Source organism: Gordonia sp. DT219, from assembly GCF_049847065.1.
Lineage (GTDB): Bacteria > Actinomycetota > Actinomycetes > Mycobacteriales > Mycobacteriaceae > Gordonia.
This window is the reverse complement of sequence record NZ_JBNCNR010000020.1, coordinates 21,535-36,048: the sequence shown is the minus strand read 5'-3', so window position 1 is coordinate 36,048 and position 14,514 is coordinate 21,535. Positions and strand designations below refer to the sequence as shown.

At 63.8% G+C, this 14,514-nt stretch carries 15 protein-coding genes; 10 read left to right on the top strand and 5 right to left on the bottom strand.

All coding sequences use genetic code 11. The features are described 5' to 3' along the window. The first annotated feature begins 44 nt into the window (after positions 1-44). Together ACPXB3_RS18170 and ACPXB3_RS18165 are read left to right on the top strand one after the other, a co-directional pair. Entirely contained in the window at positions 45-1,148 is a 1,104-nt protein-coding gene (locus tag ACPXB3_RS18170) for a hypothetical protein (protein ID WP_425728917.1), read from the top strand. Next, positions 1,145-2,386 (top strand): hypothetical protein, encoded by a 1,242-nt coding sequence (locus ACPXB3_RS18165; protein ID WP_425728915.1) that lies wholly within the window; start codon positions 1,145-1,147, stop codon positions 2,384-2,386. The genes ACPXB3_RS18170 and ACPXB3_RS18165 overlap by 4 nt, the downstream gene beginning before the upstream one ends. An 83-nt stretch (positions 2,387-2,469) precedes the next feature. Here the strand turns inward: ACPXB3_RS18165 and brxD are convergent, their stop codons facing one another. Next, positions 2,470-3,768: a BREX system ATP-binding protein BrxD gene (gene brxD / locus ACPXB3_RS18160; RefSeq protein WP_425728913.1), complete on the bottom strand. Its 1,299-nt coding sequence runs from the start codon at positions 3,766-3,768 to the stop codon at positions 2,470-2,472. Further along, entirely contained in the window at positions 3,765-4,754 is a 990-nt protein-coding gene (locus tag ACPXB3_RS18155; protein ID WP_425728911.1) for a hypothetical protein, read from the bottom strand. The genes brxD and ACPXB3_RS18155 overlap by 4 nt, the downstream gene beginning before the upstream one ends. Before the next feature lie 391 nt (positions 4,755-5,145). Between ACPXB3_RS18155 and ACPXB3_RS18150 the strand changes: the two genes are divergently transcribed. From ACPXB3_RS18150 to ACPXB3_RS18115, 8 genes are all read left to right on the top strand, one after another. Further along, positions 5,146-5,772 (top strand): hypothetical protein, encoded by a 627-nt coding sequence (locus ACPXB3_RS18150; RefSeq protein WP_425728909.1) that lies wholly within the window; start codon positions 5,146-5,148, stop codon positions 5,770-5,772. A gap of 246 nt (positions 5,773-6,018) precedes the next feature. Continuing rightward, entirely contained in the window at positions 6,019-6,408 is a 390-nt protein-coding gene (locus tag ACPXB3_RS18145; RefSeq protein WP_425728908.1) for a hypothetical protein, read from the top strand. A gap of 46 nt (positions 6,409-6,454) precedes the next feature. Then, entirely contained in the window at positions 6,455-6,829 is a 375-nt protein-coding gene (locus tag ACPXB3_RS18140) for a hypothetical protein (protein WP_425728906.1), read from the top strand. Between the two features lie 41 nt (positions 6,830-6,870). Beyond that, positions 6,871-7,293 carry a PASTA domain-containing protein gene (locus ACPXB3_RS18135; protein ID WP_425728904.1) on the top strand — a complete coding sequence of 141 codons (423 nt, stop codon included), beginning with the start codon at positions 6,871-6,873 and terminating at the stop codon, positions 7,291-7,293. A gap of 72 nt (positions 7,294-7,365) precedes the next feature. Next, complete coding sequence (locus ACPXB3_RS18130) at positions 7,366-8,448, top strand: HNH endonuclease (protein ID WP_425728902.1); 1,083 nt, start codon at positions 7,366-7,368, stop codon at positions 8,446-8,448. Between the two features lie 114 nt (positions 8,449-8,562). After that, the gene (locus ACPXB3_RS18125; protein ID WP_425728900.1) at positions 8,563-8,853 is read left to right on the top strand and encodes a hypothetical protein; all 291 of its coding nucleotides are present in this window, start codon (positions 8,563-8,565) and stop codon (positions 8,851-8,853) included. Positions 8,854-8,859: 6 nt separating this feature from the next. Beyond that, positions 8,860-10,251, top strand: coding sequence for a hypothetical protein (locus ACPXB3_RS18120; protein WP_425728898.1), 1,392 nt, complete (start codon positions 8,860-8,862; stop codon positions 10,249-10,251). A 602-nt stretch (positions 10,252-10,853) separates the two neighbouring features. Next, positions 10,854-11,021, top strand: a complete 168-nt coding sequence (locus ACPXB3_RS18115; RefSeq protein ID WP_425728896.1) for a hypothetical protein — start codon at positions 10,854-10,856, stop codon at positions 11,019-11,021. A gap of 7 nt (positions 11,022-11,028) precedes the next feature. Here the strand turns inward: ACPXB3_RS18115 and ACPXB3_RS18110 are convergent, their stop codons facing one another. The 3 genes from ACPXB3_RS18110 to ACPXB3_RS18100 form a co-directional block, all read right to left on the bottom strand. Beyond that, on the bottom strand, positions 11,029-12,339 hold the full coding sequence (locus tag ACPXB3_RS18110) for a lipase family protein (RefSeq protein ID WP_425728894.1): 1,311 nt from the start codon (positions 12,337-12,339) through the stop codon (positions 11,029-11,031). A gap of 112 nt (positions 12,340-12,451) precedes the next feature. After that, on the bottom strand, positions 12,452-13,018 hold the full coding sequence (locus ACPXB3_RS18105; protein WP_425728892.1) for an isochorismatase family protein: 567 nt from the start codon (positions 13,016-13,018) through the stop codon (positions 12,452-12,454). 49 nt (positions 13,019-13,067) lie between these two features. Further along, positions 13,068-14,492 (bottom strand): MFS transporter, encoded by a 1,425-nt coding sequence (locus tag ACPXB3_RS18100; protein WP_425728890.1) that lies wholly within the window; start codon positions 14,490-14,492, stop codon positions 13,068-13,070. Positions 14,493-14,514: the final 22 nt, after the last annotated feature.

Below are 14,514 nucleotides of genomic sequence, written 5' to 3'. Positions count from 1 at the left end.
GATACAGTGCCTCATCTGATCGACGACAGATGTGAGGACAAGACATGACCAACGTGACCGCAGACGAAGTCGTAGAGGAGTTACGCCTCACTCCGCAGCAGACGCTCGCGCTCCGGACGATGCAGGCCCGAATGCTTCTTGCGGATGTCAACGCCGAGAGCAAGAACGATACTGTCGTCTCGAAGACGGAATACCTCCATAGTTTCGTGAGCGAGTCGTTCCGCACCGCGGTTCCCGATCCCACCGATCCAGCCGAGTGGTTACCTGATGACCTGGCGACGTTCGAAGGTCATACGACTGACGAGCAGGTTGAGATATTCGCAGGACTTGCACCGGTACTCGCCGGCCAAGTGCGTGACCGATCCGCCGCCCTGATCGTTCTCGTTGAACTCCTAACGTTCAGTCCTTGGGATGACGGGAGTAAGTGGGACAAGAAGTCCCGCGTATCAAGCCTCGAGCTTGCGGCGACCGAACTAGCCGGTTTGCGCGATGGCGACTTGAAGACGATGACCGAAGAATTCGAAAGCCTGATGAAGGCGCTTCGCCGCAAGTCGGTCAGGTGGGGCCGCGTTGCTGCCGCGACAGTCGTGGGCGCAGGGATAGGCGTGCTGACCGCTGGGTGGGCGGCCCCGGCGATCGGAGGAGCAATCGGTGGTGCCATGGGCTTAACGGGTGCGGCCGCCACGTCTGCCGGGTTGGCGGCGCTCGGCGGTGGCTCACTCGCAGCCGGAGGTTTCGGGATCGCCGGTGGAACACTACTGCTGTCCGGCGTGGGAGGATTCGCCTTCGCCGGGGCGGCGGCTGCCGGTACTCGATTCAGCCCGCTCGCGTCTCGGACGATCGCTGCAGAAGCGGTCAAACTCGACCTCGTTGCTCGTATGGTGCTCGCGGACGCACCTAATCGCGATGAGAAGATTCGGCGCGTCGTCGAGAGTTTGCAGGAAACAATCAACGATCTCAGTGACCGGACGAAGCTTCTCGTTGACAGGATCGAATCCCTGAAGGCCGAGAAGTCCTCGGCTGATGCCGAGAACACCACCCTCCGGGATCAGATTAAGGCACTGAAAGCTGAGCTGGATGGAATCCGTGCAGCAACAACAACTCTGACTGTTGTACGGGATCGCCTTCCGAAGTCAGTCACAGCATGAGCGACGACCTCGAACTCAATCTCGATACGCAGGCCCGCCGACTCGCCGAACTTGACGATATTGTCAGCGGGGCGCTCGACGACACGAGGTCCGCTACCGAGATGCCGGACAGTCCTCGCCAGCAGTCGTACGAAGAAGTGACGGCCTTCAATACGCAACTGCGACAGCAGCGCGATTGGGATGAAGTCGACCTCGACGCCGCGCTGACCGATGCTCAGCGCCAGGCATGGGACAACTGGCAGACCAAGAACCGTCTCCAGTGGCGGAATTCGGACTACCTGGCGGTGGGCGCCGCGGGCCTCGTCGGACTGTTGTGTTCCTGGTTCGACGCGTCGATCGACAGCGCAATCCGCGATCGACTCAAGAGCCTGACCGACTCATCGCTCGTGGGGCGTTGGGAAAAGGCCGGAAAGCGGTTGCCGATCGACCATATGGGTCCTGGATTCGGTGGACGCGCACACCGCGTGAAGTCAGCGGGCCATGACATGGCACGGCCGATCGAAGCGATCCGACAAGTGATGGACGGGGAGTTTCGCGGAATCCGGTGGGTCGATGGCGTAGCCGTCCCCATATCCGTCGGAGGCTTCAGCGGAAACCTATCACCAGCAGAGGCGGCTCTCCGGCTTGGCCAGCATCTACTCGCCGACGTGGTCACCCCGATGAGTTTGCCGATTCCCGGGATGTCGTTGCTCTATGAAAGTGGCGACAAGGCACTGAGCGAATTCGCCCTTCACGCATACAGCGGGATGAGTCAAGGAACCGGCTGGAATGTTCGCAGCGGCATCGTCACACCTTCTATGGTCGTCATAGTCACAGAGGTGCTCATACGTACGTATGTCCACGCTGACGCCTACACGAAGACCGGCTCAGCCACACTCGACTGGCCACAGCAACGCAGACGCACGGAACTACTACTCGCCGCGCACGGCCTTGTTTCTGCCATTTCCCTCGGCAAGGTAACCGCTCAGATCGCAGCACACGGCGTCGAGGGGAACTACCTACGAGCGCTCCATCCATCTCACATCCGACACGCAAACATCCCCGCACTTCTCAGAACAGGCACGCTTGCCGCCACCGTTGTCGGCGACGCCTATCGCGCGTCACGGATACCGAGTGCGCGTTCGTGGGATGAACTAGTTGTCGCTACCGCCCAACCCTGGCAGCTCGACATTGTCGATCGGTTCGAGGATCTCAGCGGCTCGTCGGAAGGTGGCGATGCAGCGCTCGATATGCTCTGAATTCAGAAACACGAGCGGCTTTGCGCATGATAGTCAGCCGGACTGCTCGATGAATGAGATCAAGTGCCATCGGCATGCATTCGCTACAATTGGACATCGTCGGGTGATACCGCCGCTCGCTCGGTATCAGAGAGTTCGCTACCTGATAATGTGAGCGCATAGTGCGTTCTCGGATCGAAGTCTGCGAATTGGTCGACGCGATCGAGGACATCGGCGACAAGCTTCTTCAAGAAGATCCGAGGCGCAATGCCTACTTGTCCGCCTAACTTGCCGGCGACCGCGCGGGCTAGATCTCGAATATATACGTCGTCGACGACATCTCTCACTCGCGATGGGGCATCTGCGCCGTTCGCGTAAATTTCCCGCACTCGAATCCCAACCTCGACCAGCCGATCAATGTCGAAATTCTGCAGACGAATTTGCGGCGCACGCGGATTATCGAACCGCGCGTCTGTGGTGAAGTCTGTTGCGAGACGCTGAGCGAGTGGTGGAAGATCCTGCACTCCCATCCTACCGTCGAAGAAGGCCGGGGTCCCGGTAATCAGAAGGTACAATCCAGGGTACCGCCCCGAGTCAAGCTCATCCACCCATTGTCTAAGAGCATTGAGCGCTTTGCCGCGACTGTCCGAGCGCATTCGCTGGATCGTCTCGACTTCATCGATAACGAGTAGTAGGCCCTGGTGTCGTGACCCCTTCAGTACTTCGAGCAGACCTTGCAAGAAGCCCATAGCGAGGAAGTGATCGACATCTTGACGCACACCAGCGGCACGCTTTACAGACGCAGCGACGTGCGGTTGACCTCCGAGCCACGCAATGAGTCCGTCCGCGGTGACGGCATCTCCGTTGTCTACCGCGGTCCGGTATGCACGCAGCACCATTGGGTATATCGGTGTAACACTTGCCACGTCGGACAGTCGCCGCTCCAGGAGTGCTTCAATTTCAGCAGCGGCTGGATCGGAATCTGACGACGACGACGTGGTAACGGTCTCCTCGATCTCAAACAACCAGGCGTCGATGACGGACCTGAACGCCGACGGTGGGAACGCAGGGGTACGCAGGGACTCGATAGTCCGCCGGTATACCGTCTCGAGTCTGTGTAGAGGTGTTTCGAGCTCACTGATTTGCACCTCTGCGACGGCAAGGCCCTTCCGCATTGCACGCTGCTGCACCCACCGTGCGAAGAACGTCTTACCCGAGCCGTATTCGCCACGCACCGCTTTGAACATAGAACCGCCAGCCGCCACCGCATCCAATTCTTCATCCACAGTATGGGCGAATCGATCGATTCCCACGGCAAGCAAGTCAAGACTTCCTGAAGGAACGCTGCCTTGACGGAGGGCAGTCAATATCTCCCGGCGCCGTACAGGCGATAGAATAGTCATTCCATTACTCCGAACTGTTCAGATAGTAACCTGACCGCCACGAAAACATCCTCGCCTTCCGAGGATATGACGACCACACCATCAATATTGAAGATCTGCGCCACCCAAGCTGCCAGAGCTCGAGCCTTCGTTGGTTTGACGTCAAAAATATCCGCCATCGTCGATGCAAGCACACGCCCGTTGTTGGCGATCGCACTGCGTAGCAGGGAGGCAATCGACGACCGCTTCAGGGTTCGTCCATATACAACAAACTGAGTTGCAAATAGTTCACTTTCAAGAATCTGATCTACAATGTCGGCGGTGGCGACTGCTGCACGTGCACTATCTGCCAGATCATCGATTGAATTCCGGGCTGCCGATTCTGGCCCGCCAAGGGATTGATCCGAGTTCGGCTGCTCTGGTGCAAGCACGGGTTCTTCGGCTTCGCCATCAACCTCGCCCGACTCCGCCAGGGCGTCCGGCTCTTCGCTCTTAACCTCACCGTTGTCGTGAGCTATCTCCTCCACATCCTCGCGGATGGGTACACGAGCAAGCTGACTGGTGTCCGGCATGGCGGATATTGGGACTATCGACTCGATGTCCCGACTATCAGCCCGGATAAGTTCGAGTTCTTGCCCCTCCTCGACAAACGAATGAGTGTCGTCAACGTCCAAGGTACAATTTACGGATGCTACGTGGTTAAGCCACTCGCAAAGCCTCTCGAACTCTACCCGCCGCCGATGGGTGAATATGACAGTATAGGGGTCACTGGCCTGGGCATTTGCCGGTGACACACCCGCTGCAAGAACTTGAACGCTCCCGTTTATCGTTCGAGTTGCCTCCTTAAACTTGCAGCCGACCACAGATCGTAGTGGGATCTCCGCACCCTGGCCGAAGAGGACTTTCTGCATCGCTCGATTCACTTTTTTGATCGACTGTTCATCGATGATGAAGTCAGCGCCGTATCCGCGAACTACACGCGATCCGGGTGAGGGACGCTCGTTCAATTCGGGGCTCCACACCGTCTTGTCGCAACCGGGCACAACACTTCCATGCCAGCCATTACCATGGCTGTAAACAAGTCAGGGCGCCGAGTTGACGCACCATGCGACACACTCATCCAGCCGCTCGCCCAGTGCCGAATCGAACGGTTGCTCGCATCCGCGAACCGGTCGCTCTGTTGCGGTGCCACCTTCACTCCATCACTGTTCAGAATCACGGCACTCTCCGAGTGATCCACCGCGATCCGTCCACTCCGTTGGGTGAGTCTAGTCCGTTCGTGTGACTCGTAGCCGTGTCGTCGCACAGATAGCGGTTCGACGTACCGAAGCACTTCGCCACCTGGATGTTGGCTGGTTCAACTCCGACCGACAGTTCTCGGACAACTACGTTGAGCACATGATCAACGACCCCGAGGACCACACCGAGGTTGCGCAGGCTCATCATCAGGTTGGTCGGCGCGCGGGCAGCGAGCCGTTCACGAACAACAACAGCGCAGTGGACTGGCGCACCCTTGGCGACTTCTGGTCGTGGGCAGCGTCCGATCTGTTGTCCAATACGCTGCGTGGACAGCTCGCCGAGTACATCGTCGGGATGTGTTGTGTCGACGAACGTGTCCGTCGCGAGTGGGATGCCTTCGATCTCAAGACCGGGGATGGCATCACGGTCGAGGTGAAGTCGGCGGCCTATCTGCAGAGTTGGAGGCCGACTTCTCCCTCGTCGAGGCGCTTCGGAATCGCGGAGACGATCGGATGGGACGCGGACACCAACACCTACGGAACGTCCGCAGTGCGCGCCGCAGACGTGTACGTGTTCTGCGTGCACACCGCAGTCAATCGCGCGACGGCCGATCCGCTTCGGCTCGACCAATGGCAGTTCTACGCCGTCGCCACAGCCACCATCAATCGCGTTCTGGGACAGCAGAAGAGCATTGCGCTCTCGACGCTGCCCTCCACACTCGGCGTTTCCCCGGTGGGCTTTGACGCGCTGGGCGCGGCCGTCAGGTCGGCAGCCGCTCAGCGCTGATCTGACGCAAACACACCTGTGGGAACAGCGGGCGACCCACGGGCGCAATCGTTTCCACTGTCGTCTGAACGAACTACATTCGCCCCGACCCACTGCGGCATCTGTCGTCTGTCCGCAGTTACCGCCCGTCGACGGCACCGATCTTTGTCGGTGCTCCCTGCCAGACTCTGCATTGTTCAGAAATTCCGGCGGCCGACGTCAGCGTCGAAAAGCCGGGCCATGGCTTCGAAAGTATTGGAAAGACCGATGAAACGCATCATCCCCGTACTGGTCGCACTGTTCCTCGTCTTCGCCGGCGCGGGTGTCGCCGCCTCCGCAAGCACCGACGATCCCACGACCGGTGACACGATCACCTACGCCTTCTACTCGGACACCTCGGTCAACGTCAGCGTCGTCTACTTCGACGCCGACGGCGAGCTGCAGACCATCGAGAACGCGAAGCTGTCGAAGTACGACAGCACCGAAGGCTGGTACTACGGCACCGTCACCTTCACCAGCCGTTCGACCTATCAACCGGTCGCCGCCTCGATCCAGACGAACGGCAAGTTCGCCGCGTGCTCGACACGCGTCAACGGCGAGTCGTCCGGGCTGGTAACTGCCACCGGGCGATACACCGTCGCGTCATGCCCGGAATAGCGACCACGATGATCCGGATCGAGACCCGCTCTCCCGAGGAGAGATGATGGCCGCCAAGAGCAAAGACTCCAATAACCTCGTCGTCTTCGCAGTGATCGCGATCGGCGCCGTCGTGTGGTTCGTCATCAAGTTCTGGTACATCATCGTCGGGCTGATCGTTGCGGCCGCGCTCGTATTCCTTGCGGTGCAACTGATGAAGCGCAACAACGCACGACACGAGCGCCTCGCCGCTGAGCGGGCGCAGCTACTCGCGCGCTGCGAGGAAGAGAACCAGCAATACGTCGACGATCCCGAGAAGTACCTCGCGAACCTCGAGCCCGACATCGAGATGCCGTCATCCCAGAAGCGCGCCGAGTCACCACAAGACGACATCCACGACGAAGAGGCCTCAACGGGTCGAGAGACCTTGGAGGAACAGTGACGATCATCCGGGTAAGACGCTGCGCGGCAATCGGAGTGGCGATGGCGGCAGTCGCCACGGCAGCCGTAGCGTGCAGTAGCACGCCAACAGGCACCTCGTCGAGCATCACCTCGACGACTGCCCTCGCCGTCGCGCCGGACACGGTCACCACGACTACCGACGTATCGACCACGGACACACCGACGTCGACCGAGCCGGCGGCACTGCCCGCCACGACGAGCACCGCGGCCGAACCTGCGATCATGCCCAACGTCATGTGCATGAATCTTCAAGCCGCACAGAAAGCCATCCAGCGCGCCGGCGTGTTCTACTCGCGCAGCGAAGACGCGACCGGCGCGGGCCGGTCCCAGATCCTCGACCGGAACTGGAGCGTCGTCGCCCAGACCCCGCCGGGGGGAAACCCGGTCACCGAGGGTCAGGCTCTCCTGTCGGCGGTCAAGATCGGCGAGCCGAATCCCTGCTGAGTGCTGAACATTCCGGCACACGTCGGCGGCGGTCCGGGTCGGCTCATCGAGTTCTCGCACTACACTCCACCCATGCCCACCGACCCGCTCACCCTCGGCCAGCAGCTGGTCGCGGTGCTGGAGGGCGGCCACCGCACCGCGACCTACAAACTCGCGGTGATGGTGGCGTTGCTGGATCTTGCGGTCGAGTCGGTGCCCGACGATCCGGGTGCCGCGGTGGGAATCGATCTCGACGAGCTGACCGAACGGGTGATGGCGCTCTACTGGACACAGTTGCGGCCGCTCGACGAGAAGCAGCACGTCGTCCTGCGCCAGTCCAACGACGGACGCGGCGTCGTCTTCGACCAGCTGACCGCGCTCCGCGATGCGTCGACGACCGCCCGCCTTCGGCAGGTGCCCATCGAGAGCGCCAAACTGGCTGTGCCGAAGGCATATCGGACCGCGCATGCCACCATCAAGAAGAATTTGGTGCGTTACCCGCTGAAACTGCTGCAGCGTATCGGCACCGGACCGTACGACAGCTTCCTCTACGACGACTCCTGGCTCGGCACCGACTCGACGCGCGTCATCGCCGCCCACGGCAATCGGATCGAACTGTTCCCCGGCGTCTGCCATACCCTCGCCCGGCTCGCGCCGCTGGTGAAGCCGGCCTTCCAACTCGCGTGGGTCGACGACGTCCGCCGGATGAACCGGGAGATACTCGGCGACGAACCCGACATCGCCGCACACCTTTTCGGCACCGAGCGTGTCTCCCTCGCGCGCCCGGCCGAGGTACTCGCCGACCACTTCGGCAACGACTGCTTCTACTGCAACGCGACACTGCGCACCGGCCGCCACGACGATCACGTGCTCCCCTGGTCACGGGTCGGGATCGACGGGCTGACCAATCTGGTTCTCGCGTGCCGGTCCTGCAACACCAGCAAGTCCGATCTCCTCCCCGCACCAGCGCACGTCACCCGGGCGCTCGACCGCGGACGTGATGTCCTCGACTCGCTGGCCGAAACCATCCGCTGGCCAAGCCAATTCGATCGGGTCGTCGCCGCATATCACGGCCTCTACGCCACGCAGCCGAGCACCACACCGACCTGGTTCGCCCCGAGACGGATCGAGCCGTTGCAGCGCGGCGACTTCCGCTGGACCGACGCCGAGTTCTGACCACGGCGATCCGGCATCGCCCGGTCAGGGCCTGTGGATGAACGCAGCAGCTCACCCCGTCGGGCGTGCTAGGTTCATTCCCAAGACCGGGCAAAAGGGACAGGTGGGGGCCTCATGGATGTCGATCCCGATGGGTTGCGTGCGTTCGGCGCGCAGGTGAGCGAGACGTCACGCGCGGTGTCCGACGCGCACCTCCCGGACGCGGTGAAGACGGCCGGGCAATGCATCGCAGGGTCGACGACGGAGTACACCGCGGCACTCGTCGGTCAGGGTTACGTCGATCTGGTGGACACGTTTGCCCGCCACCTCGAGGCGATGGGTGCGGCCGTGCGCGGCAGTGCCAACAACTATGTTGCACAAGACACCGAGGTCGCCGCCAGGTTGTCGTCGGTGTGGGAGGCCTGAACACCCGTGCTGCCCACACGTTCTCGCATACAGGGCTGGCATCCGGATCAGCTCACCGTCGCCGCAGACACGGTCAAGGCCGCCGGGGCGTCCATCGAGACCGCTACCGCTCAGAGCGCCGCCCAATGCGCGGCACTGCCCGAATACCGCGGCTGGACCGGCCCCGCGCAAAACGCGGCGGCGCACTCATTCGAGCAGGCCAAGCGCGCGGCGTGTGCGATTGCCGATGCCGCCGAGGCGGTCTCGTCGGCGTTGACCATCGGCGCGCACGACATCGGCTGGGCGCGTCAGGCACTACTCGATCACGTCACCGCCGTCGAGGCCGGCGATCTGTGGGTCAACAACGAGTGGGTCGTCCTGATCCGGCCCAAGGAGTACGCCACCGCCGCCCTTCCCCAACTTCGCAACAAGCGCGATTCGGCGCAGGCCACGACGAACGTGAAGCTACTCGCCGTCGACACGGCCGACGATTCGACGGCGAAAAGCATTCGCACAGCCGCGCAGTCGCACGCCGTCTCGCTTCCCGCCTCGCCCAACCCCTTTCGTCCGCTGCTGTCCGGCTCGGCGCCGCCGCCGGACGAGGTCCCCAACCCCGCCCTCACCGCGGGCATCATGAAGCAGGCACAGACCCGCGACGTCGACGCCGCCACCACCGTCGCCCGCGTCGACACCGACGCCATGCCGAACGGCTCCACCCAGACGGTCTTGATGCAGGACGGCAGCAGAACGGTACGCACCGACCGCACATCGTCGGCCCTCGGCAACGACGGCGTCGTCGAGTCCGGATTCGCCGCCGACGACACCCTCACCTCACACACGGAAACGCAATACGATCCGCAGGGCAATCTGGTGATCCAGGTCAACGAGACCCGCGGCGACCGGTCGGGCACCGTCGCCACCCGCGTCCAGACACCCGCCGGCGGCGCGTACAAGGTCGTAGCCGCCGACGGCGCCAAGAAGGGTTGGTCACTCAATCCGGACGGCACCCGCAAGGAGGAATTGCCCGTGGACGCACCATTTTTCACCCATCCCGACGAAACGCTGCTCGGCGGGACCTTCGATTCGATGGGCACCGCAGCCGAGCGTGGACTCCTCGCCACCGGTCCGGCGGCGACAGAGGCTATCCACTCTGGCATGAAGTTCGGCGGTCCGGCGTTGGTGGTCGCGGTGACCGCGTCCGACATGATCGAGGCGCCCAACGGTTACGAGGCGTGCCGGGCACTGATGAGCGGAGTCATGGGCGGCGTCGGCGGGTACGTGGGCGGAACGGTCGGCGCGGGGCTCGCAAGCCCCACCGGACCCGGCGCTGTCGTCGGCGTCGGCGCCGGAGCAGTCGCGGGCACATGGGTGTTCGGCAAGCTCGGCGACGAACTCGGACAACTGGTATGTCCGAAGTAGCGGCCGAGAGCCGATTGCCGGTCCCAAGCGCATGGCGGCGCGCACAGATAATCGCCGCGTTCGCCGGTGTGTGCGGCACGTCGGTCGCCATCTGGACTCTCGGCGTCGCAGTGGCAGACGCGCCCGACGGCACCCGAGCACACGAAACCTTCTTGTTTGCTTGGGGTTTCGCTATCACCCTGTGCGGCGCGAACTTGTTTGCCCTCATGAGCGCCGATCGCAGACCCATCAGCCGCGCAGCTGCGCGTGCTCAAATCTCCGGCCTGGCACTCGACATCCGCCGACGTTCCCGACTGCAGTTTCCGATAGTGCTCGCAGCGGGAATCGGCTGTCTGGCAATGGCTTATGGAATACACACCGACACGCTCGGAATCAGTGCCGAACCGGGATCCGAAACAGAATTCACCGTGATAGCGCTGGGGTTCGGGGCAGCATGCCTCTGGGGCGCTGCCGCCTCCATCACGCCACGTACAGGGACCGCCCTGATTCTGACGCCGACCACCGTCATCCTGAGACCCGGAACGCGACGCGAATTCAGCACGCCGTGGGAGGCGCTCCTCGAATTGCGACCCACCAGGTCCAGGGGTTCTAGGTTGATCGAAGTGCGATCACTTACCGGGCGCACGACCATCGACGCGATGGCGTCGTGCGTGGGTCCGGCGACCCTGCACGCGCTGCTCATCTACTACTGGACACACCCGGAGGCCCTGGACGAACTCGCCGACCGCCGCAGCCTCGAACGACTCGAGCAGCGCAGATTCGGGCCGTGACCCGCCGTCACTCGACGGCGGCGTCGTCGGACTCCGTACGCAACAGCCCCGGCACCCACTGGCGCGGCAACCGCGGACGTGTCTGTCCCGCAACGGAGATGATGGTGCGATCCTTCGCCGGCCTCCCGTCGAGCCGGTGCGACAGCCACGACACCGCAAGCGGTCCCGAGAGCGGCAGCAACGAGTAGTGCTCGCTGAGCTGATCGCGCACATAGGTCACCGGCACACCCTGGTCGCGGTAGCGCTCCACCTGCCGGTCGACGGCGTCGACACTGATCACCTCGTCGTGGACGGCCTGCACCACGAGCAGCGGGATCTCGGGTTTGTGCATACCGAGTTGCAGGTCGTCGATCATCGCGGCGATGTCGGGTTGGGCGAGCAACTCGGTGAGCGGGATGTCGAGGTAGTCGTTGATGTCGTGATGTCCGTACTGGCGCAACGCATCCACGGTGCCGAGTTCGGCGATCGCATCCAGATCGCGCCGCCCCAGCTCGGTGGCGTGGGCGTCGATGGCCCGTTCCAGCTGCGGGTACACGCGTCGCAGCCCGGCGATCGCCATCACCGGCAGCCCGGAGTGGAAGCCGCCGTTGAGGTTTTCCAGCGCGAGCGCCATGTCGCCGACCGGCGAACCGAGGACGGCGCCGATCAGATTGAGTTCGGGCGCATAGGTCGGCGCCATCTCCGCCGCCCACGAGGTGGCCATGCCGCCACCGGAATACCCCCACATTCCGACGGGGGTGTCGGGCGCGAGGCCGTGGTCGGTGAAGGCGAGCGTGGCCCGCACCCCGTCGAGCGTGCGGTAGCCGGGTTCACGCGGTGCGCCCCACGCACCGAGCATGCCCTCGTGATCGGGGATCGACACCGCCCAGCCCTTCGCCAGCGCGCGACGAACCACCAGGAACTCGAACGGGGCGATCGCCCGCACCGCGCCGGTGCCCTTGCGCAACGCGTACGAGGGGAAGCAGCTGGACGAGACGGCGTCGATGGCGCACTGGAACGACAGCAACTGGAACTGCCCCGGCGGGGCCGGCCGACGCGGCATCACCACGGTGGTGGCGGCCACACCGGCGACCCCGTTGAGATCGGTCGAACGGTACAGCAGCTGCCAGGCCTGGCTGAGATGGTGCGACGCCCAATAGTCCTTGAGCTCCACCTGCCGGGACCGGATGATCTCGCCGGGGCCCAGATCGTCCAGGCCATCGGGAGCGTCGAAGAACGGATCGTCGGTGGGTATCGGCAGCGGATGGTCGGTGCCGGCCGCCTTGACCGCGTTGACGTCATCCTCGTTCGCATGCACGGTGCTCAAGTCAGAGACCATCACACACCTCGCTTTCACAACACATCATTGAGGTCAACGGCCATTCATAGCGCGCAATTCCGATGCTCGCAGCTCTCAGCGTCCGCTCAGACAGCGCCGCGTCGCGCCGCGATCAGGCGCTGAGCTGGGCAAGGACGTCGGCCGTGGTGCCCGTTTCGCCGAGTGCGGGGAAGATCCGGGTGACCGAGTTCTCGTGAGCCTCCAGCCGTGTGTCGGTCATCGCATCGATCGCCAGAGTGACGTGAAACCCGTGTTCGTGGGCCTGCCGTGCGGTCGATTCGACGCCCATGGACGTCGCGACGCCGCAGATGACGACCTGCGTGACGCCGAGTTCCTCGAGGTGTTCGGCCAGGCCGGTGTTGTGGAACGCACCCCACGTGTACTTGGTGACGGTCTTGTCCGAGGGCTGCTGATTGAGCGCGGGCAGCAGATCCGACCATCCGTCGGGCAGGTCCATCTTGCCCGCGGGCTGCCCGCCGGTCTGGTCGGTGCGTCCGGTGGCACGTCCGCCGACGTTGACGAGCACGACGGGCAGGTTGCGGGCACGAAAGGCGTCGGCGAGTGTCACCGCGTTGCCCAGCACCTCGTCGAAGGGATGCACGGCGGGGAGCTGGGCGATCGTCGACTGCAGGTCGATGACGACGAGCGCGGTCTTGGGGTCGATGGTGGTGATGGGCATTGTTTCTCCTCTATCTGTTTTCGGTTGACTGTCAACCGAATCGGTAAGTTCAGTGGCTGTGGCTCCGCGCGCCGAGGGTGGCGACCGTGATGGCGACGAGGGCGATGCTGACGCCGGTCATGATCCAGCCGATGAGGTGCACGCCGCTGTCGGTGACGTCGTCGTGGAAGACGATTCCGGTGATGGCGCTTGCGGCGATCGAGCCGAGGTAACCGAAGGTGCGCAGCAGGCCCGACGCGGTGCCGAGTTGCTCGGCGGGGGCGGCGCGATACAGCGCGGTCTGGTTGCCGGCCGTGGCGAATCCGGTGGCCATGCCGAACAGGACGGTCAGGATGACGACGATCCCGATCCACGACGTGCCGGTGAGCAACAGTGCGCCGAGGGAACCGAGCAGGCAGGTCACCGCGGCGGCGATGACCGGGAGCCGGACCAGGTTGCGGCGCGAGATCGGCGCGATGACCAGGCCGGAGACCAGGGTCATCGGGAGCAGCAGCAGGCCGGCGGCCGATTCGCTGAACCCGCGCACCGATTCGATCCATTGGGTGATGCCGTACAGGACGACGTAGACGCAGAGATTCGCGAGGCCGAAGCGCACATAGGCGCTGCTCAGGCCGATGTTGGAGACGAGCATCCGCAGGTCGAGGAACGGTGCGGCCGCGCGCAGCTCCCAGACGCCCAGCGCCGGCCACAGCACCACCGAGACCGCGAGAACCCACCAACGCGTCGTGGGGAGCCCGAACAGGAACATCAGCAGCGCGAGCATGGCCAACACGAAGCCGGCGACGCCGATCACGTCGAGATCGGAGGCGATGGCGCGTGCGGAGGCGCGCTGCCGCCCGGGTTCCTCCGGCCGGCCGCGCCGATCCGGCTCAACCCAGAGGAGGGTGGCCACCAGGGCGATCGCCGCGACCGGGATGTTGACGAAAAACACTGCCCGCCAACCCAAGACGCCGACCAGGAGCCCGCCGATCGGCAGCCCCAGCGACGCGGTGGCGATGCCGGAGATCATCAGACCGCCCAGCACCCCGCCCGGCGGCTGGTCCATCCCGGCGTCGTTGGCCCGCCGTCGGATGAGCAGCATCGCGGTCGGATACGCGCACGAGGTGCCCAGGCCGAGCAGAATGCGGCTGACCAGCAGCATCACCAGGTCGTTCCCGAAGCCGCCGATGATGCCGCCGATGCCGACCAGCATGATGCCGCCGAGAAAGATCCGGCGCGGACCGAACACCTCGGCGGCCTTACCGGCGGTGGGCTGGCCGATCGCGCTCGCCAGGTAGAGGGCGGCGACCAGGGTCGCGGTCTGGCCGACGGGGACGCCGATGCCGTGGGCGATCGGCACCAGCGCCGTCGCGAGCAGCGAGCTGTTGATGGGGTTGAGGGCCGACCCGATGAACAGTGGTGTGGTGAACCGCCAGGAGAACGGGTGCCCGCGATATGCGGTCGCGCCGACGGTGGTCGTTTCCGTTGAGGGCATGGACACTCCTTTCGCACATCGT